The sequence below is a fragment of the Kitasatospora sp. NPDC006697 genome (assembly GCF_042869935.1).
GTDB lineage: Bacteria > Actinomycetota > Actinomycetes > Streptomycetales > Streptomycetaceae > Kitasatospora.
The window spans coordinates 44101-68951 of the sequence record NZ_JBIAGU010000028.1; the positions used below are offsets into that span (position 1 = coordinate 44101).

23 protein-coding genes and 1 pseudogene are annotated in these 24851 nt (G+C 73.1%); 6 read left to right on the top strand and 18 right to left on the bottom strand.

Annotated elements, in window-relative coordinates; genetic code table 11:
- Positions 1–12: 12 nt before the first annotated feature.
- The 6 genes from ACFYNO_RS30595 to ACFYNO_RS30620 form a co-directional block, all read right to left on the bottom strand.
- A complete protein-coding gene (locus ACFYNO_RS30595) occupies positions 13–576 on the bottom strand; it encodes an ATP/GTP-binding protein (RefSeq protein WP_388019832.1) in 564 nt (187 codons plus the stop codon).
- On the bottom strand, positions 576–971 hold the full coding sequence (locus tag ACFYNO_RS30600) for a DUF742 domain-containing protein (RefSeq protein WP_388019835.1): 396 nt from the start codon (positions 969–971) through the stop codon (positions 576–578). The genes ACFYNO_RS30595 and ACFYNO_RS30600 overlap by 1 nt, the downstream gene beginning before the upstream one ends.
- Complete coding sequence (locus ACFYNO_RS30605; protein WP_388019838.1) at positions 968–1375, bottom strand: roadblock/LC7 domain-containing protein; 408 nt, start codon at positions 1373–1375, stop codon at positions 968–970. Before ACFYNO_RS30605 ends, ACFYNO_RS30600 begins: the two co-directional genes overlap by 4 nt.
- Positions 1372–3663 carry a nitrate- and nitrite sensing domain-containing protein gene (locus tag ACFYNO_RS30610; protein ID WP_388019841.1) on the bottom strand — a complete coding sequence of 764 codons (2292 nt, stop codon included), beginning with the start codon at positions 3661–3663 and terminating at the stop codon, positions 1372–1374. Before ACFYNO_RS30610 ends, ACFYNO_RS30605 begins: the two co-directional genes overlap by 4 nt.
- Positions 3664–3930: 267 nt before the next feature.
- Complete coding sequence (locus ACFYNO_RS30615) at positions 3931–4998, bottom strand: aldose epimerase family protein (protein WP_388019844.1); 1068 nt, start codon at positions 4996–4998, stop codon at positions 3931–3933.
- Between the two features lie 31 nt (positions 4999–5029).
- Complete coding sequence (locus ACFYNO_RS30620; protein ID WP_388019847.1) at positions 5030–7978, bottom strand: ATP-binding protein; 2949 nt, start codon at positions 7976–7978, stop codon at positions 5030–5032.
- 337 nt (positions 7979–8315) lie between these two features.
- Here ACFYNO_RS30620 and ACFYNO_RS30625 point away from each other — a divergent pair, with 337 nt between their 5' ends.
- Together ACFYNO_RS30625 and adh are read left to right on the top strand one after the other, a co-directional pair.
- Positions 8316–9164 (top strand): terpene cyclase, encoded by an 849-nt coding sequence (locus ACFYNO_RS30625; RefSeq protein ID WP_388019850.1) that lies wholly within the window; start codon positions 8316–8318, stop codon positions 9162–9164.
- Between the two features lie 188 nt (positions 9165–9352).
- Positions 9353–10417 (top strand): annotated as a pseudogene (adh, locus tag ACFYNO_RS30630) (aldehyde dehydrogenase); the annotation flags it as partial.
- A 4-nt stretch (positions 10418–10421) separates the two neighbouring features.
- On the opposite strand, the gene ACFYNO_RS30635 reads toward adh, so the two are convergent.
- The gene (locus ACFYNO_RS30635) at positions 10422–11639 is read right to left on the bottom strand and encodes a serine hydrolase domain-containing protein (protein WP_388019853.1); all 1218 of its coding nucleotides are present in this window, start codon (positions 11637–11639) and stop codon (positions 10422–10424) included.
- Between the two features lie 63 nt (positions 11640–11702).
- Between ACFYNO_RS30635 and ACFYNO_RS30640 the strand changes: the two genes are divergently transcribed.
- Positions 11703–12230 carry an NUDIX hydrolase gene (locus ACFYNO_RS30640; protein ID WP_388019856.1) on the top strand — a complete coding sequence of 176 codons (528 nt, stop codon included), beginning with the start codon at positions 11703–11705 and terminating at the stop codon, positions 12228–12230.
- Here ACFYNO_RS30640 and ACFYNO_RS30645 read toward each other — a convergent pair.
- Both ACFYNO_RS30645 and ACFYNO_RS30650 read right to left on the bottom strand, forming a co-directional pair.
- On the bottom strand, positions 12197–12856 hold the full coding sequence (locus ACFYNO_RS30645) for a cytochrome b/b6 domain-containing protein (RefSeq protein ID WP_388019859.1): 660 nt from the start codon (positions 12854–12856) through the stop codon (positions 12197–12199). The two genes, ACFYNO_RS30640 and ACFYNO_RS30645, sit on opposite strands and share 34 nt — an antisense overlap.
- A complete protein-coding gene (locus ACFYNO_RS30650; protein ID WP_388020024.1) occupies positions 12840–13514 on the bottom strand; it encodes a molybdopterin-dependent oxidoreductase in 675 nt (224 codons plus the stop codon). The genes ACFYNO_RS30645 and ACFYNO_RS30650 overlap by 17 nt, the downstream gene beginning before the upstream one ends.
- Before the next feature lie 180 nt (positions 13515–13694).
- Here ACFYNO_RS30650 and ACFYNO_RS30655 point away from each other — a divergent pair, with 180 nt between their 5' ends.
- Positions 13695–14450: a TetR/AcrR family transcriptional regulator gene (locus ACFYNO_RS30655; RefSeq protein WP_388019862.1), complete on the top strand. Its 756-nt coding sequence runs from the start codon at positions 13695–13697 to the stop codon at positions 14448–14450.
- 127 nt (positions 14451–14577) lie between these two features.
- Positions 14578–16299 (top strand): hypothetical protein, encoded by a 1722-nt coding sequence (locus ACFYNO_RS30660; RefSeq protein ID WP_388019865.1) that lies wholly within the window; start codon positions 14578–14580, stop codon positions 16297–16299.
- Between the two features lie 16 nt (positions 16300–16315).
- Here the strand turns inward: ACFYNO_RS30660 and ACFYNO_RS30665 are convergent, their stop codons facing one another.
- The 8 genes from ACFYNO_RS30665 to ACFYNO_RS30700 all read right to left on the bottom strand — a co-directional run bounded on the left by ACFYNO_RS30665 (position 16316) and on the right by ACFYNO_RS30700 (position 22477).
- Positions 16316–17389, bottom strand: coding sequence for a YeiH family protein (locus ACFYNO_RS30665; protein ID WP_388019868.1), 1074 nt, complete (start codon positions 17387–17389; stop codon positions 16316–16318).
- Positions 17389–17961, bottom strand: coding sequence for a cysteine dioxygenase (locus ACFYNO_RS30670; protein WP_388019871.1), 573 nt, complete (start codon positions 17959–17961; stop codon positions 17389–17391). Before ACFYNO_RS30670 ends, ACFYNO_RS30665 begins: the two co-directional genes overlap by 1 nt.
- 87 nt (positions 17962–18048) lie before the next feature.
- Complete coding sequence (locus ACFYNO_RS30675; protein WP_388019874.1) at positions 18049–18957, bottom strand: LysR family transcriptional regulator; 909 nt, start codon at positions 18955–18957, stop codon at positions 18049–18051.
- A gap of 55 nt (positions 18958–19012) precedes the next feature.
- Positions 19013–19876 (bottom strand): amino acid ABC transporter permease, encoded by an 864-nt coding sequence (locus tag ACFYNO_RS30680; protein ID WP_388020027.1) that lies wholly within the window; start codon positions 19874–19876, stop codon positions 19013–19015.
- A 5-nt stretch (positions 19877–19881) separates the two neighbouring features.
- The gene (locus ACFYNO_RS30685; RefSeq protein WP_388019877.1) at positions 19882–20526 is read right to left on the bottom strand and encodes an amino acid ABC transporter permease; all 645 of its coding nucleotides are present in this window, start codon (positions 20524–20526) and stop codon (positions 19882–19884) included.
- A gap of 13 nt (positions 20527–20539) precedes the next feature.
- On the bottom strand, positions 20540–21427 hold the full coding sequence (locus tag ACFYNO_RS30690; protein WP_388019880.1) for a glutamate ABC transporter substrate-binding protein: 888 nt from the start codon (positions 21425–21427) through the stop codon (positions 20540–20542).
- Between the two features lie 9 nt (positions 21428–21436).
- Positions 21437–22165 (bottom strand): amino acid ABC transporter ATP-binding protein, encoded by a 729-nt coding sequence (locus ACFYNO_RS30695; protein ID WP_388020030.1) that lies wholly within the window; start codon positions 22163–22165, stop codon positions 21437–21439.
- 60 nt (positions 22166–22225) lie between these two features.
- Positions 22226–22477, bottom strand: a complete 252-nt coding sequence (locus tag ACFYNO_RS30700; RefSeq protein ID WP_388019883.1) for a LapA family protein — start codon at positions 22475–22477, stop codon at positions 22226–22228.
- Between the two features lie 199 nt (positions 22478–22676).
- Here ACFYNO_RS30700 and ACFYNO_RS30705 point away from each other — a divergent pair, with 199 nt between their 5' ends.
- Positions 22677–23531, top strand: a complete 855-nt coding sequence (locus ACFYNO_RS30705) for an aldo/keto reductase (RefSeq protein ID WP_388019886.1) — start codon at positions 22677–22679, stop codon at positions 23529–23531.
- 108 nt (positions 23532–23639) lie between these two features.
- Here ACFYNO_RS30705 and ACFYNO_RS30710 read toward each other — a convergent pair whose 3' ends face one another.
- Positions 23640–24425 carry a MarR family winged helix-turn-helix transcriptional regulator gene (locus ACFYNO_RS30710; protein WP_388019889.1) on the bottom strand — a complete coding sequence of 262 codons (786 nt, stop codon included), beginning with the start codon at positions 24423–24425 and terminating at the stop codon, positions 23640–23642.
- Positions 24426–24851: the final 426 nt, after the last annotated feature.

Sequence of the window (24851 nt, forward strand, 5' to 3'; positions counted from 1 at the left end):
GTCGACGACGGGTCAGACCAGGGCCGGGGCCATCAGGTGGTCGACCAGGGCGAGCAGCACGTCCCGCCCGAAGGTGCGGGCGCGCACGTCACCGACCAGCAGCGGCACGTGCGGGTCCAGGTCCAGCGCGGTGCGGATCTCGATCGCCGAGCGGGTGTTGTGCCCGTCGAAGCAGTTGATCGCCACCACGAACGGGATCTGCCGGCTCTCGAAGAAGTCGATCGAGGCGAAGCTGGTGTCCAGCCGCCGGGTGTCGGCGATCACCACGCCGCCCAGCACGCCCTGCACCAGGTCGTTCCACATGAACCAGAACCGCTCCTGCCCGGGGGTGCCGAACAGGTAGACCACCAGCTCGTTGCTGATGGTGATGCGGCCGAAGTCGAGGGCGACCGTGGTGGTGTCCTTGGTCTGGACGCCCTCGAGCGAGTCGACCCCGACGCTGGCCCGGGTCAGGTACTCCTCGGTGCGCAGCGGGGTGACCTCGCTCACCGAGCCGACCAGGGTGGTCTTGCCCACCCCGAAGCCGCCCGCGATCAGGATCTTGACGGCGGCGGGCGCCGCCTGATCGTTCGTCATCACAGTCTCCGCAGTCCATCACGTACGGCGGTCAGCAGCGCCAGGTCGACGCCTCCGCTGACCTTGGCAACGGCCAAGGGGGCACGGGCGGTCAGCAGCCCCTGCGCGATCAGGTCTCCTAACAGGATCTTCGTCACCGAGACCGGGAGGTTGAGGTCGGCCGCCACCTCGGCGACCGCCGCCGGGTAGCGGCAGCGGTCCAGGATCACCCGGTGCTCCGGCTGCAGCCGGCGGCCGGCCAGGGCCGCCGGCTGCACGGTGCTGAGCACCGTGATCAGGGTGAGGTCGTCGCGCTCGGACGTGGTGCGACCCCGGGTGATGGTGTACGGGCGGACCATCGAGTCCGCACCGTCGTCACCGTACTCGAAGTCCTCCTCGCTCCAGTGCGCGTTCATCCGACGGCCCCCCGCAACTGTGTGCCCAACTTCTGGCCGACCTGCTGGACCAGCGTGTGCATGGCCAGCGACATCATCTCGGCGTCCACCTCCTGGGAGGCGATCACCGCCAGGTGGGTACCCTGGCCGGCCGCGGTGATGAAGAGCCAGAGCTCGGCCAGCTCGACGATCACCTGGTGCACGGCGCCGCCGCCGAAGAGCGTGCCGACGCCGCGGGCCAGGCTCTGCTGGCCGGTGGCGACCGCCGCCAGCCGCTCGGCGTCGGCCCGCTCGATGCTGCGGGACTTGCTGACCACCAGGCCGTCGTCGGACAGCAGCACGGCACATCTGGTACCGGGGACCGAGTCGACAAGTCCGTCCAGCAGCCAGTCCAGGTCCTGGTAGGTGGCGGTGGTGCGCGTCATGACTGGTCCTCGGTCGTCGGGGCGGGGAACACCGTGGTGGTGGGGAACGGCGTCGGCTCACCGGTCTGCTCGCCGAAGCGGGCGGCACGGGAGCGGCGCTGGAACGCTCCGATGGTGGCACCGGAGCGGACGCGGGTCGGCGCGGTCTCCTCGACGCCGGCGCTGGCCGGCGGCGGGGTGCGCAGCTCGGCCGCCAGGCTGGCCTGGCGGACCCGCTGCGGCAGCGGCGTCTCGGCGGACTCCACGGTCCGCTCGTGGTCGTCGGCACCGCGGGTGGCCCAGGACGGGCGCGGCGCGGGGACTGGCTCCAAGGGCTCGGTCCAGGTGTCGGCTGAGGGTTCGTCATAGGACTGGTACTCGGTGGAGCTGAGGTCGGCCTCGAACTCGTTGTACACCTCGCCGGACAGCGCCGCGCCGGCGCCGGCGCCGCCGCCGCGGACCGGGAGCGGCTCGGGCGCCGGGTCGGGCACCGCGGCCGGGTAGCCGCCGTACTCGCCGTTGGGGTTGCGGGAGACCAGCTCGCCCGGGATCAGCACCACCGCACGGGTGCCGCCGAAGGCCGAGGGGCGGAACTCCACCTGGAGGCCGAGGGTGGCCGCGAGCCGGGCCACCACGTAGAGGCCGAGCCGGACGTCGTCGGCCTGGGCCAGCACGTCCATCCGCGGGGTCGAGCGCATCAGGGCGTTGGCCGCGTCGTACTGCTCGGGCTCCATGCCCAGGCCGCGGTCCTCGACCTCGACCGCGAGTCCGCGGCCGACCAGGGCCGCGCGGACCTCGACCGGGGACGGGGGCTTGGAGAAGGTCGCGGCGTTCTCCATCAGCTCGGCGAGCACGTGGACCACCGGGCCGACCGCGCGCTCGGACAGCCAGGGGCTGCCCTCGACGTCGATCAGGATGCGCCGGTAGTCCTGCACCTCGCCCTGGGCGGAGCGGAGCACGTCCAGCAGCGGGACCGGCTTGCGCCAGCGGCGCTGCGGCTGGCCGCCGCCGAGGATCACCAGGTTCTCCTCGTAACGGCGCAGACGGGCCGTCAGGTGGTCGAGGTCGAAGAGGCCCTCGAGCACCTCCGGGTCCTCGTGCCGGCGCTCCATCTCGTTCAGCGTCTTCAGCTGGAGGCCGATCAGCAGCTGGGTGCGGCGGGCGATGCGCTGCAGCAGCTTCTCGAAGCCGCGGTGCTGGTCGGCCTGCCGGACGGCGGTGCCGACCGCGCTGGCCCGGGCCAGGTTGAGCGCCTGGCCGAGGCGGTCCAGCTCGTCGCCGCCGGTGGCCAGGGTGTCGGTGGAGATCGCCCGGCTGACCGCCGCGACGTCCACCTGGTCACCGCGGGCCAGCCGGTCGACCACCTCGGGCAGCGTGCGCTCCAGCTCGCCGGCCTCCTCCTGCAGGCCGACGATCCGGCGGCGCAGCGAGCGGGTGAGCCCCCAGCCGGTCAGCACCACGATGACCACGGCAGCGAGGCCGATCGCCGAGGTGGTGATGACCTTGACCAGCAGGTCGTCGGCGTCCTTCTGACCGGTGTTCAGCACCGAGTTGGCGCGCATGGTCACCAGCTGGGCGATCTGCGGACGGATCGAGTCCATCACGGCGCGCCACTGCGTGCCCAGGTTCGGAACGGCCATCATGCCGCTCTTGTCCGGGTTGCTCGGCTTCAGGACCGCGGCCTCGACCTGGACCTTGTTCTTCCAGGCGTCACTGTTGATGATGCGCTGGACCAGCTGGTTCTCTTCGGCGGGGAGGCGGGTGCTGACCTCCTCGGTGAAGATGTACGCCTGGATCGCGGTCATCTGCAGCGCGGAGGCGTAGTTGGGCAGCGGGAGCTGCCCGGTCGGCCAGCCGATCGAGAACAGGGTGTCCTCGCGGGAGATCATCTCCATGTACCAGAACTCCGCCACCAGCGGGCGGGACAGGTACGCCACGGTGCCGTCGTCCACGTGGCTGAGCGCCGTGAACAGCTCCATGTAGGTGGCGATGAGGTTGTTGTAGTAGGTGTAGACCGCCTGGACGTCGACGCTGCCGGAGTCGACCGCGGCGCGCTTGCCCGACAGGTCGCCGAGGTTGTCCCGGGCGGCGGCGAGCGCCGTGCGGATCTCCGTCGGCTCGCCGTCCATCGAGATGTTCGAGAGCGTCAGGAAGTTGTGCATCTCGGAGTCGACCTGCTGGCGCTGCGACTTCAGCGCGTCCGTGGAGCTGCCCGGCTTGGCGAGCTGCTCCACGGTCATCCGGCGCTCCTCCTGCAGGCTGAACAGCAGCAGCGAGGCGGGCTGGCCGGTCTTTCTCACCAGGTCCACCTGAGCCGCCTGCCGCTGGTAGGACGACAGCGTCTGGATGGAGGTGGTGGCCCACAGTGCGGCGATCGCCAGACTGGGGATGATTGCCAGGACGAGCAGGGCTGTGCGCAGGCTCAGCCGTGGGCGTCGGGTACGGGAGGCTCTACGCGCGCGCAGGGCATGCTCCTAGAGACTGAACGGCTGGCCGATGCGACACGCCGTCTGCGGTAAGACCTTTGACGGAGTGATACTAGTCATACCGTGTGTCTCACTAGCAAACGCGCCCGGTCACCACGAGAAACGCAGTGAGGTGACCGAGTGGAACTCCCGACCCGGCCGCAGCTCGGTGTCGGGGAAGTCCGGGTGGTGCGGTGAGTCGGGGAAGTGCTGGGTCTCCAGCGCGATTCCGGCGAACGGTCCGTAGGCGGTTCCACCCGGTCCGGTGACCGCTCCGGCGAAGCTGTTGGCGGTGTACACCTGGATTCCGGGCTCACTGGTCCGGACCTCCAACTTCCGCCCGGAGACCGGGTCCTCCAGCACCGCGGCCGGTGCGGCGGCGGCGCCCTGCGCATCCGAACGAAGCACCCAGTTGTGGTCGTAGCCGCCGGCCAGGGCGAGCTGCGGGTGGGGGTCGCGGATCCGCTCGCCGATCGGGCGCGGGGTGCGGAAGTCGAACGGGGTGCCCGCCACCGGCAGGTACTCGCCGGTCGGCACCTGGCGCTCGTCGGTCGGCGTGATCCGGTCCGCGGCCAGCGTCAGCAGATGGTCCAGAACGTCGCCGGAGCCCTCGCCGTTCAAGTTGAAGTAGGCATGATTGGTGAGATTGATCACGGTCGGACGGGTCGTCACGGCGCTGTACTCGATGGCCAGTTCGCCGTCCGGAGCGAGCAGGTAGCTGACCCAGACGTCCAGCGCGCCGGGGAAGCCCTGGTCGCCGTCCGGGCTGTGCAGGTGCAGCCGGACGCCGGCCCGCTCGCCGTCGGCGACCGGCTCGGCGCTCCAGATCCGGTCCGCGAAGCCGTCCGGCCCGCCGTGCAGGGTGAGGCCGGGGCCGGTCGGCGCCAGCTTGTACTCCTCGCCGTCCAGCGTGATCCGGCTGTCCGCGATCCGGTTGGCGTACCGGCCCACGGTGGCGCCGTAGTGCCGGGCCGGGCCCAGAATCTCGGTCAGTTCCTCGGAGCAGAGCAGGACTTGGGCGACCGCCCCGGTGCGGTCCGGCACCCGCACGGTGTGCAGGGTGGCGCCCAGCGAGAGCACCGACACCTCGACCGGGCCGCTGCTCAGGGTCCACCGCTCGATCGCCGCCCCGGCCCCGCCCGCCGTCAGCGGGGCCCGGGTCACCTCTACTACCGTCATGGTCTGCTCCTCCTCCGAAGTCGGTGCAAGCCTAGGGCGTGTCGGGCTCCTCGCCCCGGAGGCCCAGCGCGGCGGCCAGGCCCTCCGGGCTGCTGCCGGTCTTGCGGTAGACGGCGGCGATCCGACGGTGGATCAGGCTCTCCGGCACGTCCAGCCGGGCGGCGATCTCGGCCGGCCCGTGGCCGGCCACGGTCAGCTCGGCGACCCGCCACTCGGCGCGGCTCAGCGCGTCCCGGCCGGTGCTGCGCAGCCGGCTGGGGCGCAGGCCGGAGGCGTTCAACTCGCGCCGGGCCCGGCCGACCAGGCCGTCCGCGTTGCAGAGCACGGCCAGCTCCATGCCCTGGTGCAGCTCCTCGGTGGCCTCGGCCAGCCGGCCCAGGCGGCGCAGCGCCGTGCCCAGGTCGACCAGCGCGCAGGCGTGCTCGTAGCCGGCCGGCGAGGTGCCGAGCACCGCGACCGCCTCGGTCAGCAGCTCCACCGCGGGCTGGCCCTCCAGCACCGCGGCCTGCATCCGCAGCGCGCTGCCGATCGCCGAGCCGACGCCGGAGGCGCGGGCCCGCTGGACGTTCCAGGCGGCCAGCTCGCGCGCCTGGTCCGGGCGGTCCGGCAGCAGCGCCTGGGCCAGGTGCCCGGCCCAGGGCGCCCAGATGGTGTTGTGCCAGCCGCGCGCCGACAACTGCTCGCGCACGCCGACGAAGACCCGGACCGCGCCGTCCCGGTCGCCCTGGGCGAGCAGCAGCTTGCCGTAGAGGGTGGCCGCGTCCGGCAGCACCATCGCGGTCGGGTGGTAGGGCGGCGCGAAGGAGTAGTCGGCGGCCAGCTTCCAGGCATCCTCCACCCGGCCGCGGGCCAGCAGCGTGTCGGCCAGCACGCCGACCGCGTCCCACTGCAGCGGCAGGCCGGCGCCGAGCCGGCGGGCGATGCCCAGCGCGTTGCGCAGGTCCACCTCGGCCTCGGCCAGCGCGCCGCGGCGGAACTTGGCCAGGCCCATCAGGAAGTAGGCGAAGCCCATGTGGCCGCCCTCCCAGCCGTTCACCCGGAACGCCCAGCCGGCCTCCTCGAAGAGCTGCTCGGCGCGGTCCAGCCGGTCGGTGTAGATGTGGGTCAGCCCGATGATGCCGGGCAGCTCCAGGCCCCACTGGCTGGTGGTCCAGTCCAGCCCCTCCGGCAGCCCGCCGACCTCGTCGAGCACCGAGTCCAGCAGCGCCTGCACCGCGACCGCGCTGCCGCCCTGCAGGGTCAGGTCCCAGGCGCGCAGCGCGCGGGCAGCCCGGGCGTTGATGTCGTTGCCGCACTGGCCGGTGGCCAGGTCGGCCAGCCGGACCGAGCGGCCTGGGCCGTCCGCCTCGTCGCGCTGGAACGCGGCCCAGATGAAGTGGGCCACCTCCAGCCGCACCCGGGCCGGTCCCGGTTCGAGGCGCTCGGCCTCGGCCAGCGTGAGCTCGGTGGCCTCGCCCAGCTGCCCGCTGTGCGCCAGCACTTCGGAGAGCCGGAAGGTGGCGTCCACCCGGACGTCGTCCGGCAGGCCCGGGGTGGTCAGCGCCAGCCGCAGCTGGTTGACGGTGGCGAGCGGGTCGGTGAGCAGGGTGGCGCAGGCCAGTTCGTAGATCACCTGGGCCAGGTCCTGGTCCTCCGGCGGCTCGGCCAGCGCCCGGTCCAGGCAGCGCACCGCCGCCTCCGGGGCGCCGACCGCCAGGTGTTCGCGGGCCGCCCGGCGCAGCTTGGCCACCACCTCGGGGTCGGCGTCGGTGTGGGTCTCCAGCAGGTGGCGGGAGGACTCGACCAGCGGCCGGCCCGCGTTCTCCAGCTCCACCGCGGCCTTGCCGTGCATCGCGGTGCGGGTGCCGGGCCGGATCGACTTGTAGAGGGAGGTGGCCAGCAGCGGGTGGACGAACTCCAGCGGGCCCTCGGCCGGGCCGGTCAGCACCTGGTGGCGGCGCAGCTCGGCGATCGCGTCGGCCGCCTGGGTGGGCGTCATCCCGGCGATCCGGGTGGCCAGCCGGGGCTGGATCTCGGTGCCGAGCATCGCCGCGGCCTGCGCGAAGTTGACGGTGTTGGTGGTGAGCTTGCGCAGCCAGTACTCGCGGTCCATGCCCACGGCCTCGGCGGCCAGGTCGTGCAGCAGCGGCACGTTGTCGTGGACCGGCTCGATGCCGCTCTCCCGCACCTTGTTGAGCAGGGCGTTGACCAGGAACGGGTTGCCGTCGGTGACCGCCCAGACCTGGCGGTTGAAGGAGTCCTCGGCCTCCGGGAAGACGGCCCGGACCAGCAGGGTGGTGCCGGGCGGGGTGAGGCCCTGGAACTCCAGGTGGTGGTGCGAGTTGGCGGCCACCAGCCGGCGGAAGCCGTGGGCCTGCTCCGGCAGTTCGCCGCTGCGCCAGGCGATGGCCAGCAGCATCGGCAGCTCCGGGCAGCGGACCGCCAGCTCCTCCAGCCAGACCAATGACTCCTGGTCGGCCCACTGGAAGTCGTCCACCAGCATCACCAGCGGTGCGCGGACCACCGCCAGCTGGGTCATCACGAAGTCCAGGCCGCGGCGCACGCTCTGCGGATCCAGGTCCTCGCCGGAGGGCGGCACCAGCCCGAGCGCCGGTCCGGCCACGTTGCGCCAGTCGCCCAGCACCTCGGCTCGCTGCTCGGCGGGGAGCGCGAGGAGCTCGCCGAGCAACAACTGGCGCAGCAGGTGGAAGGGCTCGTTGGTGCGCTGCTCGCCGGCCCGGCCGGAGAGCACGGTCAGGCCCTCGCGGCCGGCCAGCGTGCGGATCTGCTGCAGGATGCTGGTCTTCCCCATGCCGGCCTTGCCGCTGTAGAGCAGCACCGAGCCGAGCTGCACTCCGCCCGCCTCGTACCGCACCCGCAAGGTGTCCAGGGCCTGTCGGACGGACTGCAAGGCGCTCTCGCGCTCGTAGAGCCGCGGCTGCGCCGGCTCCGGGCCGGGCCGTTCGCCGCCCGGCACGAATCCGCTCCCCTGTTCCGTCACCCTCGGTCCCCTCCACGTCCGCACTGCGTGATCTGGCCCGAGGCTATCGCCGCGCGGACCGTTTGATGCCGTCTTTGCCCAGGTCGGTCGTCTGATGATGATTCAAGTACGGGTGCCATGGGCAATTGCTGCCACGTCAATGTCATCTGATGGTGTTATGGGATACCCTGCGCCCCTTGGGACCTCGGGCTTCCCGATCTCCGCCACCATCGTGCGCCCTTTCCTCGGGAGTCCCATGTCCGATGCGACGACCCTCGATGTCCCCTATCCCCACCGCCGGAACCCGAACCGGGCCAACGCCGAGACCCACCACCGACGTTGGCTTCAGGAGTTCCGGATGTTGGGCAGCGACCTGACCCCGGACTCCTACGCCCGCTGGGCGGTCCCCGACCTCGCGGCGCTCAGCTACCCGGACTGCACCGCCGAGGAGTTGGCCCTGGCCACCGACCTGATGGGGTTCTACTTCCTCTTCGACGACCAGTTCGACGGGCCGCTCGGCCGGCGCCCGGCACAGGTCGCCGCGCTCTGCGACCGGCTGACCGGCGTGCTGCACGGCGCGCCGGCCCCCGCCGACATGCCCTGCGCGCTGGCCTTCGAGAACCTCTGGGAGCGGATCAGCCGCGGCATGTCCGCGCGCTGGCGCGCCCGGGCGACCTACAACTGGGAGTCCTACTTCGCCAGCCACCCCGCCGAGGCGGCCGGCCGGCGCGGCGGTGAACCGCCCGACCGGGAGAGCTACCTGATCCTGCGTCGGGGCACCGCCGCGATGGAGTCGGTGCTGGACATGGTGGAGCGGCTGGGGCGGTTCGAGGTCTCCCCCGCCGCCTTCCACTGCCCGCCGCTCAGACAACTGCGCCAACTGGCCGCCGACATCCCCTCGCTCAGCAACGACATCCGCTCCTACCCGCAGGAGGCGCCCCGCGGTGACGTGAACAACCTGGTGATGATCGTCCAGCGGGAGCGGGGCTGCTCGCTGGAGGAGGCCGGTTCGGTGGTGCTGGCCGAGGCCCAGCTGATGGTCGACAAGTACGCCCAGCTGAAGGACGAACTGCCTCGCACCTACCGGGCCCTGGAGCTCGGACCGGACCAGGAACAGGACGCCGAGCGGTACGCGGACGGGCTCACCGCCTGGCTCAGCGGCTACCTCAGCTGGGAGAGCGGAACCGGCCGCTACCAGCCGGGGTGACCGGATCGGCACTCACCGTAGCCGATCGGCCGCGCGGCGGCTAGGGTGCCTCTCGCACCTCGATCCGCCTCCCACCGCGGTGTCGCGGAGCGGGACCCGACCACCCGTCGGGTACCGCCCCCGGCCGCCCCGCGCGGGCAGGAACGGACCGGCGGCCCACCCGTGCCGCCGGTCCGCCGCGCCCGTCCCACGAGCCGCTGGGCGTGGTCGGCCAGATCATCCCGTGGAACTTCCCGCTGCTGATCGCGGCCTGGAAGCTGGCCCCGGCGCTGGTGGCCGGCAACTGCGTGGTGCTCAAGCCCGCCGAGCAGACCCCGGTCAGCGTGCTGGCCTTCGTCGAGCTGATCGCCGACCTGCTGCCGCCCGGCGTGCTCAACGTGGTGAACGGCTTCGGCCTGGAGGCCGGCAAGCCGCCGGCCGCCAGCCCGCGGATCGCCAAGATCGCCTTCACCGGCGAGACCGGCACCGGTCGGCTGATCATGCGGTACGCCAGCGAGAACATCATCCCGGTCTCGCTGGAGCTGGGCGGCAAGAGCCCGAACATCTTCCTGCCCGACGTCATGGCCGCCGACGACGAGTACCTGGACAAGGCGGTCGAGGGCTTCGTGATGTTCGCCCTCAACCAGGGCGAGGTCTGCACCTGCCCGTCCCGAGCGCTGATCCACTCCTCGATCTACGACGAGTTCATGGCCCGCTGCCTGGAGCGGACCCGGGCGATCACCGCCGGCGACCCGCTGGACCCGGCCACCATGATCGGCGCGCAGGCCAGCGAGGAGCAGTTCCGCAAGATCCTCTCCTACATCGGGATCGGCCGGCAGGAGGGCGCCGAACTGCTGGCCGGCGGCGGCGCCCGCACCGTCGAGGGCCTGTCCGGCGGCTTCTACGTGGAGCCGACCGTCTTCCGCGGCAGCAACGGGATGCGGATCTTCCAGGAGGAGATCTTCGGCCCGGTGGTCTCGGTGACCACCTTCGACTCGGTGGACGAGGCGCTGAAGCTCGCCAACGACACCCGGTTCGGCCTCGGCGCCGGCCTGCGGACCCGGGACGGCAACACCGCCTACCGGATGGGCCGGGAGATCAAGGCCGGCCGGGTCTGGACCAACTGCTACCACGCCTACCCCGCCCACGCCGCGTTCGGCGGGTACAAGAAGTCGGGCTTCGGCCGGGAGACCCACAAGATGATGCTCGACCACTACCAGCAGACCAAGAACCTGCTGGTCAGCTACTCGGCCGGCAAGCTCGGCTTCTTCTAGGGGATCAGCCCGGCGTGCGGGCCGTGCCCGAGGCCGGGAGCAGGCAGGACCGCACCGCCTCGATCAGCGTGCGGGACCGGATGTCGCCGGTCACCCCCGGCTGCATCCCGCAGGTCACGTAGCCGAAGCCGAGGCCCAGTTCCGGGTCGGCGAAGCCCAGTGCGCCACCCCGGCCGGGGTGGCCGAAGGCGGCCGGGGAGGTCATCGGCGAGGTCGGGCCGTGCCGGAAGAAGCCGTGGCCGAAGCGGGAGTTGACGATCAGCACCCGGTCCGGTCCGTCGGAGGCCGGGCCCATCGCCTCGGCCAGCATCGCCGGGGTGAGCAGCGGCCGGGCGGCCGGGCCGTCGCCCGCGCCGATCAGCGCCGCGTAGTAGCGGGCCACCGCACGGGCGGTGCCGATGCCGTTGGCGCCGGGGATCTCGGCGGCCTGCGCCGCCGGGTCGTTCAGGTCCAGGCCCGGCCGCACCGCGCCGAAGGAGCGGGCGGTCAGCGAGGCCGGGTCCTGGTAGGCGTCCGAGACCGAGCGCTTGGGCCGCAGCCGCAGGCCGGGGCCGGGCGGCGGCGCCGGCAGGTCCACCAGCCGGCCGACCCGGTCGCCGAGCCCGGCCGGCAGCCCGATCCACAGGTCCAGGCCCAGCGGCCCGGCGATCTCCTCGGCGAAGTACCGGCCGACCGTGCGCCCGGTCACCCGGCGCACCACCTCGCCGACCAGCCAGCCGTAGGTGTAGGGGTGGTAGCCGTGCGCGCGGCCCGGCTCCCAGAACGGCGCCTGGGCGGCCACCGCCGCCACCGCCGGCTCCCAGGAAAGCACCTGGTCCACCGTCAGCGGCCGGTCCAGCGCGGGCAGTCCGGCGCGGTGCGAGAGCAGCCAGCGCACCGGTATCCGGTCCTTGCCGGCCGCCTTGAACTCCGGCCAGTAGGAGGCCACCGGCGCGTCCAGGTCCAGCTCGCCGCGCTGCGCCAGCAGCAGCGCCGCGCCGGCCACCGCGCCCTTGGTCACCGAGCGCAGCACCTGCGCGGTGTCCGCGCTCCAGGCCACCGCGGGCGCCGGCCGGCCGCCCACCTCGGGGCGGGCGTCGCCGGCCCACAGGTCCACCACCTTGCGGCCGCGCAGGTAGAGCGCGAAGGCCGCGCCCAGCTCACCGTGCTCGCGGAAGTTGCGGGCGAACGCCTCCCGCACCGGCTCGAACCCCTCGACCGCCTCGCCCCGGATCTCCAGCACCGCGCAACCGCCTCGCCTCTTGCCCACCTGACACCCGCTGTCAGCGCACTCTAGTCTGACGCCATGAACGAGGACCCGAGGGACGAGCTGCTCGACGTGGTGGACCGCGCGGACCGGGTGGTCGGCACCGCCCCGCGCGGCGAGGTCTACCGGCTGGGGCTCACCCACCGCTGCGCCACCGTGCTGGTGCGCGACGCCGCGGGCCGGGTCTTCGTGCACCGCCGCTCCGCGGAGAAGCTGTACGCGCCCGGCACCTACGACGTCTTCGTCGGCGGGGTGCTCGGCGCAGGGGAGAGCTACGCCGAGGCCGCCGTCCGGGAGGCCGAGGAGGAGCTCGGGGTGGCCGGGATCACCGCCGAGCCCGCCTTCAACTTCCTTTTTGAGGAAGACGGCTGCGCCTGGTTCTGCGACGTCTGGACCGCCGAGTGGCACGGCCCGGTGAATCCGCAGGCCAGCGAGATCGACTGGCACGGCTGGCTGACCGACGACGAGATCGAGCAGCGGATCGCCGGCGGCGAGTGGCGGTTCGTGCCGGACGGCCTGGCGGCCTGGCGGCGCTACCGGGCGTGGCGGGCCGGCTCCCCGGCCTGACCGGCGTCCTCCCCGTGCGCCTCCGGGTCCCAGCGCGGGTGCTCCCGGGTCGCCCAGCGCCGGTCCACGCTGCCGGTGCGCATCCCGCGCCGGGCCTCCGGGTCGCGCAGCGCCATCCACAGGTGCCCGGCCACCACCGTGCCGACGGCCAGCGCCAGCCAGTCGTGCACGAAGGTCGCGCCGGTGCGCCAGCCGAGCGGCGCCAGCTTGGTGAACCACATCAGCAGCCCGGTGCCGAGCATCACCAGCACGGCGCCGGCGATCCAGCCCGCGTAGAGCTTCTGGCCCGCGTTGAACTTGCCGGCCGGCCGGTGGAAGGTGCGCCAGAGCACCCCGCGCAGCCACTCCCGGTCGTAGGCCGCGAAGCGGTTGAGCCGGCCCAGATCGCGGCGCAGCGCCCGCGAGCCCAGGCCGAGCAGCACCGGCACCGGCAGCAGCAGCCCGCTCCACTCGTGCACCTGCTCGACCAGCCGGCGCCGGCCGACCAGCTCGGCCAGCTGCGGCAGGTAGAGGCAGGCGGCGGAGGCGATGCAGAGCAGCATCAGGCCGGCGGTGGCGCGGTGCACCCACCGCTCGGCCCGGGTGAAGCGCGCCACCCGGGCGGCGGGCTCAGCTGGTGGGAGCATCGTCGCGTCCGTTCGACTTGCCGACCCAGGCGTCCACGTCATAGCCGAGGTTCTCCCAGTAGCCGGGCTGCACGGACTGCGTCACGGTGATGCCGGAGAGCCACTTGGCCGACTTGTAGAAGTACATCGGCGCCACGTAGAGCCGCACCGGCCCGCCGTGGTCGTGGCTCACCGGCTGGTCCTTCATCTTCAGCGCCACCAGCACGTCGGGCCGGCGGGCCTGCGCCATGGTCAGGCTCTCGGTGTAGCTGCCGTCGAAGCAGCTGAACCGCACCGCACCCGCGCCCGGGCGCACCCCGGCCGCGTCCAGCAGGTCGGAGAGCCGCACGCCCTCGAACGGGGTCGCGGGCACCCGCCACCCGGTCACGCACTGCACGTCGTGGACGATCCGGTGCTGCGGCATCGCCTGGAGTTCGGCGTAGGAGTGGCCGGCCGGCCGGTCCACCAGGCCGTCCACGGTCAGCCGGTAGTCGGCGGGCGCGACGGACTTCACCGGGCCGGTCACCGAGTAGTAGCGGAAGCCGCCGGAGTCCGGCAGCAGACTGGTCAGCCCGGTCGGGTCCTGCTGCGACAGGCCGGCCAGCACCGAGTCCACCGCCCGCGAGAGCACCGGCCCCGCCGCGACCCCCGCCGCGCCGAGCCCGAGCATCCCAAGCATCACCCGCCGCCCGACCGGGGCGCCGCGGGATTCGGGGTTGTCGTTCACAGCACCGATTCTCGTCCGCGGGGGCGGGCCGGAACAGGGCGGCGGGGCGGACGTCAGACTTTCGTCACCTTCCCCGCAGCCGCCACCCGGCTGTTCGACCCGATTCTCGGCGGACCCTCTAGGGTGGCGCGCATGGCCTCTCCGAAGACCCAGCCGCGGCGCCGCCTGACCGTGGACGAACGACGTGAGCAGTTGATCGCCGTCGCCCTGGAGCTGTTCAGCGCCCGGCCGCCGGAGGAGGTGTCGATCGACGACATCGCGGCCGCCGCGGGCGCCTCCCGGCCGCTGGTCTACCACTACTTCCCCGGCAAGCAGGCGATCTACGAGGAGTCCCTGCGCCGGGCCGGCCGCGAGCTGGCCGGCCGCTTCGAGGAGCCGCAGACCGGCGCGCTCTCCGAGCGGCTGGCCCGGGTGATGGACCGCTACCTGGACTTCGTCGCCTCCCACGGCCCCGGCTTCGAGGCCCTGCTGCGCGGCGGCTCGGTGGCGGCCAGCCCGGGCACCAACGCGGTGATCGACGACGTCCGCCAGGCGGCGCACGACCAGATCCTGGTCCACCTCGCCCTCGCCGACCCCAGCCCGCAGCTGCGGCTGACCATCCGCGCCTGGATCGCCAAGGCCGAGATCACCTCGCTGGCGTGGCTCGCCGACAAACAGAGCGAGCCGCGCGAGCTGATCCGCGAGCGCCTGGTGCAGGACTTCGTGGTCGCCCTCGCCGTCACCGCCGCCCGCGAGCCCGCCCTCATGCCCCACCTGGCCACCTACCTCGCCTCCGAGCACCCGGGCTCCCCCACCGGCGGCCTGGTCCGCGACCTGGCCGGGCTGCTGGGCGACCCGGAGCTGCTGACGGCGCTGACGGCCCTGGCCGCCGGCGAACCGGAGGCCTGACCGCCGGAACCGCGGACCGGGCGGAGCGCCCCGCCCGCTCCCCGCCCCGGCGGATCACCGCCAAGCCGACCGTCTGATACAAAAGCTGACGAAGCAGCGGAACAAGCGCGATCGGGGGCTGCGGAGCATGACGCAGGACGGCTACGGCGGCGGGGCGGGGAGCCCGGTGGGGGCGGCGGCGATCGCTGCCGGGACACCCGCCGAGCTGATCTCCGCCACCATCGACTCCTTCGCGGACGCACTGCTCGGCCAGCGCGCCACCCGGCAGCCCGGGAGTGCGCTGCAGGCGGGGGTGCCGGGCGAGGCGCTGTTCGCGACCTGGCTGACCCAGTCCGGCCCCGGGCGGCTCGCACTGCCCCGCACCGGGACCCTGGTCTCCTGCACCGGTGGCCGCCCGGCCCCCGGCAGTGCCGGAACGGCCGGGACCGCCGCCCGCCTGCTGGCGCGCTTCGGCGAGGGCCCGGTGCGCGGGCTGGCCGGGGCGCCGACCGCCGCCGGGTTCCAGCTGCCGGTCAGCGCCGAGCCCTCGGCCGCCCGGCTGCGCCCGCCCTTCGCCGCGCCGCTGGCCGAGCTGGCCGGCGGGCGGCACACCCTGGGGCCCGCCGAGCTGCCGACCGGCACCGGGGTGGAGGTGCGGCTGCTGGTCCCGCCGGCCTTCCACGCACTGACGGTGCGCGGGTCCGACGAGGCCTTGGCGGCGCAGCTGGCCGAGGTGGCCGAGGAGCTGTTCGCGGCCGACGGCCCGGCGGTGCGGCGCGACTGGGCGGTGCTGACGGCGCTGCTGGCCGACGACGCGGCGGAGGCCGGGGTCCGGTACGCGGGGCTGGCGGCGGTGGAGATCGACGGGCGGCCGAGCAACGCCTCCCTGGTAGTCGCCGTGCAGCCGAACCGCACGCCGATCGCCGAGCTGGCGGCCGAGCTGGCCACCGCCCGGCCGCAGGCGGAGGTGTGGACGGTGATCCTGCCGTCCGGGCCCGCCGTGGTGCTGGTGCAGGGCCGCACCGGTGCGGTGCCGGCCGCGCTGGCGGAGGACGGCTCCCGGCGCTGGGTGGTCTCCTCGGTGGTGCAGGCGTTCATGCCGCTGCCCGACGGTGCGTCACTGCTCAGCGTGCAGCTGGGCACGGCGCACGGCGAGGACTGGGAGCGGTACGCGGAGCTCTTCGCGCAGCTGCTGCGCAGCGTGGAGCTGGGCTGGGACGGCGTGGACGCCCGGGCCACGGTGCCGGTGGACGTGACCGACACGACGGTGGCCCCGCTGAGCGCACCGGTGCCGCCGGCGCCCCCCGTTCCTCCGGCCGTGCCGGTGGTGCCGGTGGTACCGCCCCCGCCGTCGATGCCCCCGACCGTGCCCGCCCCGGCCCCCGAACCGCGGCCGGCGGCACAGCCCGAACCCCGGCCGACGCCCGCGCCCGCGCCTGAGCCCGCCCCCGAGCCGAAGCCCGCCCCGCTGGACCCCTTCGGCACGGTGATGGCCGGTCAGCCCGCCGAGCCGCCCCGCGCCGTCGCCAGCACGCCCCCGCCGCCCGCACCGCCGACGGCGTCCCCGGTGGCACCGCCCGTGGCGCCTCCGACCACCCCGGCCGGCACCCCCGACGGCAAGCCCAAGGGCACGCCCGTCCTCGTCCCGCCGGACGACTTCGACCCCTTCGCCCCCCAGGTCCCCGAAGCCCCCGCCGCGCCGGCCGGGTCCAAGGGCACCGCCGTCGCCGTCCCCCCGGACGACTTCGACCCGTTCGCCCCCCAGGTCCCGAGCGCGGCCCCGACCGCCGCGCCCCCGACCGCCTCGCCGGCCCCGGTCAGCGACCCCTTCGGCACCACCGTGGCGCCGAAGCCGGACCCGTTCTCCTGACCGGCCCGGCGCCCCGTCAGCCCACCGTCAACAGCACCCCGGCGTACGACACCCCCGCCACCACCACCCAGGAGGCCAGCCCCAGCGCCGCCATCCGCCCCCCGGTGCGGGCCAGCGTGCGCAGGTTGACGGCCGCGCCGAGCCCGAACAGCGCCGCCGCCAGCACCAGCTCCTGCACCCGCGAGGCCGCGTCCAGCGTCCCCGCGGCGAGCAGGCCGGTGCTGCGCAGCACGATCATCGCCAGGAACCCGGCCACGAACAGCGGCACCACCGGCGGCTTCTTCCCGGCCCGCGCCGCGCCGCCGGCGGCCCGCCGGGCCAGCACCCCGCGCCGCGCCGCGACCACGAGCCCGGCCACCAGCGGCGCCAGCAGCGCCACCCGCATCAGCTTCACCAGCACTGCCTGCCGCAGCGCGGTCGGTCCGGCGGTCTGTGCGGTGGCGACCACCTGCCCCACGTCGTGCACGCTGGCGCCGACCCAGCGCCCGAAGCCCACCGAGTCCAGCCCGAGCGGCGCGTGCAGCAGCGGCAGCACCCCGATGGCCAGCGTGCCGCAGAGCGTGACCAGCGCCACCGAGCCGGCCACGTCCTCCTCCTCACTGCCCATCACCTGGCTGACCGCCCCGATCGCGGAGGCCCCGCAGATCGAGTAGCCGGTGGCGACCAGCAGCGGCTGGTCGCCGGGCAGGCCGAGCCGGCGGCCGAGCCACCAGGTGCCGGCGAAGGTGGCGGCGACCACGCCGAGCACCAGCGCCACCGTCTCCCAGCCGAGCCCGGCGACGTCGGAGAGGCTGAGCTTGAGGCCGAGCAGCACCACGCCGACCCGCATCAGCCGCTTGGCGGCGATGCCGAGCCCGGTCCGCGCACTGCCCTGCACCAGCCGCCGGGTGCCGGGCAGCTGGGCGCTGAGGATGCCCAGCACCACCGAGGCGGTGAGCATCGGCACGGCCGGCACCGCCCGGTGCACCAGGATCGCGGCGACCACGCCGAGCGCGGCGAGCAGCAGCCCGGGCACGGCGGCGGGCGGCCGGATCCGGCGCAGTCCGGGCAGTGCGGCGGAGAGCGGGGTGTGGCCGGAGCTGATCGCCATCAGTCGCACTCTCCGGCCGGGGCCGGGTAGACGCGGCGCACGCTGCTGCCCAGCCGCACCACGTCGGCGCCGTAGACGTGCAGCGAGATCGCCGTCCCGGAGCCGCTGTTGCCGACCCGGTGGATGTCGCCGGGCGGGGCGAAGGCGCTGACCGCGCCGGTCTCGTTGACCACCTCCTCGGTGGCCGCCAGCACGGCGCCGGTGCCCTCGGGGACCAGCCGGTAGCGCCGCTCGGTCTCCCGGCCCTGGTGGACGCCGGCCACGCACCAGGAGACGTGGTCGTGTATGGCCGTCCGCTGGCCGGGCAGCCAGACCAGGGCGACCAGCGAGAAGCTGCCGTCCGGCTCGGCGTGCAGCACGTGCTGGCGGTAGTGCTCGGGGTCGCCCTGCTGCTGCGCGGCGGTGAGCAGCCCGGGTTCGCCGAGCTGGTCGCGCAGCCGCTCGCCGACCAGGTAGGCGGTCAGCTCGGGCGCCAGGCCGCGGGCCACCACGGCCCGCAGGTCGCTGATCAGGGCGAGCGCGGCGGGGGTGAGGTGCGCGCTGTCGGGCCGGACTGTGGCGGTGGCAGTCATGGCGGCAGCAAACCCCGCGCGCGGTACCACCGTCCAAGGAGCGTTCCTTGGCGACCCCCTACGCCGGCTTATGGATGCCGACGGCGCTCAGCAGCCGACCCGGGCCGCCCCCGCCCGGCGCAGCCCGTCCAGCACCAGCGCGGTGGCCGGCAGCGCCAGGTGGTCGCGCAGCACCAGGGCGCTGACCTGCCGGCGCACGTGCGGTTCCAGCGCCCGCCCGGTGACCTGACGGTGGCTCAGGAAGGAGAGCACCAGCGAGGGCGCCACGGCCAGCCCGACCCCGGCGGCCACCAGGCTCTGCAGCGCCAGGTTGTCGTCGGTGGTGACCACGATGTCCGGCTCGAACCCCTGGTCGGCGCAGACGTGCAGGAAGGTGGCCCGGCAGCGCGGGCAGCCGGCGATCCACCGGGCCTGGGCCAGCTCGGCCAGCCGCACCGCGTGCCGCCGGGCCAGCGGGTGGCCGACCGGCAGCAGCACCGTGAGCAGGTCCTCCATCAGCCGGATCTCCACCAGCTCGGGCGGCAGCTCGGTGCCGAGCATCCCGGGGTAGCTGAACGAGAGCGCGATGTCGCACTCCCCGGCCAGCAGCCGGTTGACCGACTCCGGCGGCTCGGCCTCCTGCAGCTCCACCCGGATCTCCGGGTGCTCGGCGAGCAGTCCGGCCATCGCCTCGGGGATCAGCGTGGCGTTGGCGCTGGGGAAGGCGCAGACCCGCACCCGGCCGGCCCGCAGCCGGGCCAGCGCCTGGAGCTGCTGCTTCGCCGCGCCGAGGTTGCCGAGGATCACCTCGGCGTGCCGGGCCAGCGTCTCGCCGGCCTCGGTGAGCCGCATCCGGCGGCCGTCCCGGGTGAAGAGCGGCACCCCGGCCTCCCGCTCCAGGGCCCGGATCTGCTGGGTGACGGCCGGCTGGGTGTAGCCGAGCGAGCGGGCGGCCGCGGTGTAGGAGCCGGTGCTCACCACCTCGTGGAAGGTCCGGATGTGCCGGGAGTCGAGCATGGAGGGAATCATAAGCAGAATTTGGGTACTGCAGATCCACCCAAAGCACCGATGATCACTCTCCGGTGTCCCGCACCCCCGGCGGCAGGGCCTCCGCCACCGCCTGCGCCGCGGGCCTGGTCCGCGGACTGCGCCGGCTCCGCCCCTCCACCACCTTCGCCACCCAGGAGAGCAGCAGGCAGAGCCCGATGTAGATCGGCGCGATCACCATCACCACGGGGATGAACGGCAGGTCGTAGTCCAGGTTGGTGGCGATCAGCTTCCCGGCGTGCAGGAACTCCTCGTAGGTGATCAGGAACCCCAGCGAGGTGTCCTTGAGCGCCACCACCAGCTGGCTGATGATGCTCGGCAGCATCGCCCGGTTGGCCTGCGGCACCAGCACGTACGCCATCACCTGGGTCTTGCGCATGCCGAGCGCGTAGGCCGCCTCCCGCTGCCCGCGCGGCACGGCCAGCACCCCGGCCCGGAACACCTCGGCCAGCACCGAGCCGTTGTAGAGGGTGAGCCCGGCGACCAGCGCCCAGAGCGGCTGCACCTTCATCGCCACGAAGATGAAGAAGATCATCACCAGCAGCGGCATCGCCCGGAAGAACTCCACCACCAGCGTGCTGACCCAGCGCACCGCCCGGTGCTCGGAGAGCCGCCCGGCCGCGAAGAGCGCCCCGAAGGGCAGCGCGAACAACACCGTGAGCCCGAAGGCCTTGAGGGTGTTCAGCAGCCCGTGCCAGAGCAGCTTCTGGATGCCGGTGTACTGGAACGGGCTCCACTTGGCGGCGCTGAACTGCCCGGTGCTGACCAGCTCGTAGCCGAGCCAGCTGAGCAGCCCGGCGATCCCGAGCAGCGCCAGCAGCCCGTACAGCCGGTGCCGCCCGCGGGCCTTCGGCCCGGGCACGTCGTAGAGCGCGCTGGCCTCGGTGATCGAGCTCATCGGGACACCGCCAGTCGTCGTTCCAGCAGGTTGAAGACGGCGCTGATGGCCAGCGTGACGACCAGGTAGCCGACCGCGATCCAGACGAAGGTCCAGACGATGTCGTAGCCCAGCTCGTTGATCGTCCGGTAGGTGCCGAGCAGTTCGACCACGCTGAACGAGCCGGCGATCGCCGAGTTCTTGGCCAGCGCGATCAGCAGGCTGCCGACCGGCGCGACCACCGCCCGGGCGGCCTGCGGCAGGACCACCGTGCCGAGCGTCTGGCCGAAGGTCATGCCCAGGCTGCGGGCCGCCTCGCCCTGCCCGACCGGCACGGTGTTGATCCCGGAGCGCAGCGCCTCGCAGATGAAGGACGAGGTGTAGCAGCCGAGCGCCAGCACCGCGAAGGTGAAGAACGGCAGCGAGATGCCGAACCGGGGCAGCCCGAGCACCACGATGAAGAAGAGCAGGGTGAGCGGGGTGTTGCGCAGCAGGGTCACCCAGACCGTGCCGAAGGCGCGCAGCGCGGGCACCGGCGAGACCCGGAACCCGGCGATCAGCACCCCGAGGGCGAGCGCCAGCGCCGAGCTCACCGCGGTCAGCTCCACGGTGCCGACGAAGCCGTGCCAGTAGGTGGACCAGTTGGCGGTCAGGACGTGCATGATCCGCGCCTCCTCAGTACCGCTGGATCTGGGGCGGGGCCGGGGCCGGCACGCCGGAGCGCCCGAGGGTGGCGTCGTAGGCCTTCTTCCAGTCCCCGTTCGCCTCGTGACGCTCCAGCGCGTCGTCCAGCAGGTTGCGCAGCGCGGTGTCGCCCTTGGGCGTGCCGATGCCGTAGGGCTCGCTGGAGAACGGCTGCCCGACGGTCTTCAGCTCGTCCGGCACCTTGGCCGCGTAGCCCTGGAGGATCGCGTTGTCGGTGGTGACGGCGTCCACCTGACCGGTGATCAGGTTGTCCACGCAGGCCGAGTAGGTGTCGTAGCCGACCAGCTTGGCCTTCGGGTACTGCTGCTGGATCCGCTGGTAGGGGGTGGAGCCGGCGGCCGAGCAGACGGTCTTGCCGGCCAGGTCCTGCGGGCCGTTGATGCCGGTCTCGCGCTTGCGGACCAGCAGCCCCTGCCCCGCGATGAAGTACGGGCCGGCGAAGCCGACCAGCTTCTTGCGGTTGTCGTTGATGGTGTAGGTGCCGACGTAGTAGTCGACCTGGCCGTTCTGCAGCGAGGTCTCCCGGTTGGCCGAGGCGATGGTCTTGAACTGCACCTGGTCGGCGCGGAAGCCGAGGTCGGCGGCGACCATCCTGGCGATCTCGATGTCGAAGCCGGAGTAGACCCCGCTGGCGGGGTCCTTCTCGCCCAGGTACGGCTGGTCCTCCTTGGCCCCGACCACCAGGTGGCCGCGGCTGCGGGCGGCCGCCAGGGTGGGCGAGCCGGCATCCGCGGCGGCGGTGTCGACCTGGTAGCTGGGCAGCGAGCCGGGCTTGGGGCCCTTGGTGGGCGGGGTGCCGGGCTTGCCGCAGGCGGCGAGCAGCAGCACCAGCAGCACCAGCAGGAGTACGCGACGCACGGCGGCCCCTCAGTGCTTGAGGATCTTGGAGAGGAAGTCCCTGGCCCGCTCGCTCTCCGGGCGGGCGAAGAACTCCCCGGGCTCCCGGTCCTCGACGATCGAGCCGTCGGCCATGAAGACGACCCGGTTGGCGGAGGCCCGGGCGAAGCCCATCTCGTGGGTGACCACCACCATGGTCATGCCGTCGGCGGCCAGCGACCGCATCACGTCCAGCACCTCGTTGATCATCTCCGGGTCGAGCGCGGAGGTGGGCTCGTCGAAGAGCAGCGCCTTGGGGTCCATGGCGAGCGCCCGGGCGATCGCCACCCGCTGCTGCTGGCCGCCGGAGAGCTGGGCGGGGTACTTGTCGGCGTGCGCCAGCAGGCCGACCCGCTCCAGCAGCGCCCGGCCCTTGGCCTCGGCCTCGTCGCGGCCGCGCTTGCGGACCTTGAGCTGGGCCAGCGTCACGTTCTGCAGCACGGTCTTGTGCGCGAACAGGTTGAAGGACTGGAAGACCATGCCGACCTCGGCCCGCAGCCGCGCCAGCCCCTTGCCCTCGGCCGGCAGCGGCTGCCCGTCGATGGTGATGGTGCCGCTCTCGATCGCCTCCAGCCGGTTGATGGCCCGGCAGAGCGTGGACTTGCCGGAACCGGACGGCCCGATCACCACCACCACCTCGCCCCGACCGACCGTCAGGTCGATCTCGCGGAGCACGTGCAGCTCGCCGAAGTGCTTGTTGACCCCGCTGAGTTCGATCAGCGGGGTGAACGGCGCGGTGCTGCTCACCGGCCCTCCCTCCCCTGTCGTCGGCCTGGACGCCTAGCGACTACCCCGTCGCCCCTTCATCACCCATCCCAGCACCGCGCCGATCAGCAGCGTGGCGGCCAGCGCGATCCAGAGCGGCGCGGTCACCGTGAACACCCAGAACTGGATCCTCACCCGCTCCAGATTGGCGAGCAGGAACCAGAGCGCCAGGGCGGCCGCGACCACGCCGACCACCACATTGGTGGGGATGCCCGCGATCTCGCTCTTCTTCTTGGGGTGGAACGAACTGCCCGGGTTTTTGGTCACACCGGAAGTCTGCGCGCCGAGCGCCCGTCAGCCGCCGCCAGCCGCACCGGGCTCCCTCGATCGGAGGACGGCAGGTCCCCCCAACGGGTGGCCCGGCTCGCTCGCGGGAACGGATCGTGCCCCTTCGGGAACACCTGCGGCGACCCGGCGGTTCACCGTCCGGAAGCACCGCACGATCGACGAAGGGCACCACCTCCCCGTGAGCACCATCCCCGGCATCACCCTCAACAACGGCGTGGTCATCCCCCAGCTCGGCTTCGGCGTCTGGCAGGTCCCGGACCAGGAGGCGAGCGCCGCCGTCCGCACCGCGATCGAGACCGGGTACCGCAGCATCGACACCGCCGCGATCTACGAGAACGAGACCGGCACCGGCCTCGGCATCAAGCAGGCCGGCGTCCCCCGCGAGGAGCTCTTCCTCACCACCAAGCTGTGGAACAGCGGCACCCGCGACTGGTCCGGCCCGGCCGGCCGGGAGGCCGTGCTGCGCGAGTTCGACGCCTCGCTGGCCAAGCTCGGCACCGACTACCTCGACCTGTACCTGATCCACTGGCCGCGCCCGATGCACGGCAGCTACGCCAACGTCTGGTCGGCCCTCGAGGAGCTGCTGGCCAGCGGCCGGACCAAGGCGATCGGCGTCTCCAACTTCGGCCAGGCCGAGCTGACCCACCTGCTGGAGACCTCCTCGGTGGTCCCGGCGCTGAACCAGGTGGAGCTGCACCCGTACTTCCCGCAGAACGAGCTGCGCGCCTTCCACGCCGAGCACGGCATCGCCACCGAGGCCTGGAGCCCGCTGGGCCAGGGCGGCGACCTGCTGTCCGAGCCGGCGCTGGCGAAGATCGCCGCCAAGCACGGCCGCACGGTCGCCCAGGTGGTGCTCCGCTGGCACCTGCAGAACGGCGGGATCGCGATCCCGAAGTCCGTCACCCCCTCCCGGATCCGGGAGAACCTGGAGGTCACCGGCTTCGAGCTGGACGCCGCCGACCTGGCCGAGATCGCCTCGGTGGCCACCGGCAAGCGGATCGGCCCGGACCCGACGACCTTCGACTGGAACTGACCCGCTACTGAACGGTTAAGACTGTTCCCCGGCCAGTGAAAAATCGTATGGGCGCCCCTGGAAAGGGGCGCCCATACGTGTGTCGGCCCGTGAAAAGCTGACGAATCGTTACGCCACCGGCGTCAGCCGCGCGGCCTTGCCCAGCAGCACCAGCACCCGCTGACGTTCGGCCTCGTCCAGCGGCTCGAGCAGCTGCAGCTCCACCCGTGCCACCCCGGCGGCGGCGCTGTGCAGCAGCTCCTGACCGGTGGGCGAGAGCGAGAGCAGGTTGCGGCGCCCGTCCGAGGGGTCGCGCCGACGCAGCACCAGGCCGCGGCGGACCAGGCGGGAGACCATTTCGGCCATCGTCGCCTTGTCCAGCGAGGCCAGCTCGCCGACCGTGCGCTGGTCGGCGCCCGGCTCGGTCTCCAGAGCGTCCAGCACCGCGAACTGAGGTGCCGTCAACTCGGAGCCGACGCACTCCGACCAGAGCTTGGTGTGGACCTGCTGGCCGACCCGGATCAGGTAGCCGACCGCGCGCTGCGCGTCCAGCAGCGGCCGGGTGTCCGTCAACGACGCCACCGCGGCCGGTTCCAGCCGGGCTATCTTGGCCAGCACCCTGACCAGTTCGAGCTGTTCCTCCGCCGACAGCGGCTCGAACAGGGTGCGCTGCACGCGCACCACGCCGCCGGTGGCCTCGCGGACCGCCTGAGCGCCGTTCTGCGAGAGTGCGAGCAGTTTGCGCCGGCCGTCCGCCGGATCGCGTCGGCGCAGCACCAGGCCACGCCGTACCAGCCGAGCGACCATCTCGGCCATGGTCGCCTTGTCCAGCGAGGCCCGCTCACCGACCGTGCGCTGGTCGGCGCCCGGTTCGAGTGCGAGGGCAAGCAGGACTGCGAACTGAGGAGCCGTCAATTCGGCTCCCACGTGTTCGGACCACAGCCGGGTGTGAACCTGCTGGGCCACGCGGATGAGGTGACCGGGTGACTGCTGCAGTCGTCCGGGCACGCGGGTCGTCGGGATCTCCCCCAGCACCATGAATCCGTCCTGATGTCACACCCGGCGTGCTGTGGGACACCCGGGCGGGGCAGTAGCGGCGCGCTGGCCTCCCCCAAGCGGATCGGCACCAACCGCAGTGATGCGACCCGGATCGAGGGGAGCTCCGCCGTGCAGCCGACGGCTGCTGGCGCACACTATACAAACGGAGCCCGCAATGCGGCAGGCAGGGGCTGATAGTAGACGGATGTTCGGCCCAGTTGTGGTATTTCGTCCCGCGCCGAGGAGTTGACCTGCCGGATTCGTGGCACCCTTCTCCGCGTCACTACTCGCCGGTAGGGTAAC

What these genes read in the sequence shown, in the direction of transcription:
- ACFYNO_RS30595 (WP_388019832.1), bottom strand. Translation starts at nt 576, where the DNA reads ATGACGAACGATCAGGCGGCGCCCGCCGCCGTCAAGATCCTGATCGCG.
- ACFYNO_RS30600 (WP_388019835.1), bottom strand. Translation starts at nt 971, where the DNA reads ATGAACGCGCACTGGAGCGAGGAGGACTTCGAGTACGGTGACGACGGT.
- ACFYNO_RS30605 (WP_388019838.1), bottom strand. Translation starts at nt 1,375, where the DNA reads ATGACGCGCACCACCGCCACCTACCAGGACCTGGACTGGCTGCTGGAC.
- ACFYNO_RS30615 (WP_388019844.1), bottom strand. Translation starts at nt 4,998, where the DNA reads ATGACGGTAGTAGAGGTGACCCGGGCCCCGCTGACGGCGGGCGGGGCC.
- ACFYNO_RS30625 (WP_388019850.1), top strand. Translation starts at nt 8,316, where the DNA reads ATGTTGGGCAGCGACCTGACCCCGGACTCCTACGCCCGCTGGGCGGTC.
- ACFYNO_RS30640 (WP_388019856.1), top strand. Translation starts at nt 11,703, where the DNA reads ATGAACGAGGACCCGAGGGACGAGCTGCTCGACGTGGTGGACCGCGCG.
- ACFYNO_RS30645 (WP_388019859.1), bottom strand. Translation starts at nt 12,856, where the DNA reads ATGCTCCCACCAGCTGAGCCCGCCGCCCGGGTGGCGCGCTTCACCCGG.
- ACFYNO_RS30650 (WP_388020024.1), bottom strand. Translation starts at nt 13,514, where the DNA reads ATGCTTGGGATGCTCGGGCTCGGCGCGGCGGGGGTCGCGGCGGGGCCG.
- ACFYNO_RS30655 (WP_388019862.1), top strand. Translation starts at nt 13,695, where the DNA reads ATGGCCTCTCCGAAGACCCAGCCGCGGCGCCGCCTGACCGTGGACGAA.
- ACFYNO_RS30660 (WP_388019865.1), top strand. Translation starts at nt 14,578, where the DNA reads ATGACGCAGGACGGCTACGGCGGCGGGGCGGGGAGCCCGGTGGGGGCG.
- ACFYNO_RS30665 (WP_388019868.1), bottom strand. Translation starts at nt 17,389, where the DNA reads ATGGCGATCAGCTCCGGCCACACCCCGCTCTCCGCCGCACTGCCCGGA.
- ACFYNO_RS30670 (WP_388019871.1), bottom strand. Translation starts at nt 17,961, where the DNA reads ATGACTGCCACCGCCACAGTCCGGCCCGACAGCGCGCACCTCACCCCC.
- ACFYNO_RS30675 (WP_388019874.1), bottom strand. Translation starts at nt 18,957, where the DNA reads ATGCTCGACTCCCGGCACATCCGGACCTTCCACGAGGTGGTGAGCACC.
- ACFYNO_RS30685 (WP_388019877.1), bottom strand. Translation starts at nt 20,526, where the DNA reads ATGCACGTCCTGACCGCCAACTGGTCCACCTACTGGCACGGCTTCGTC.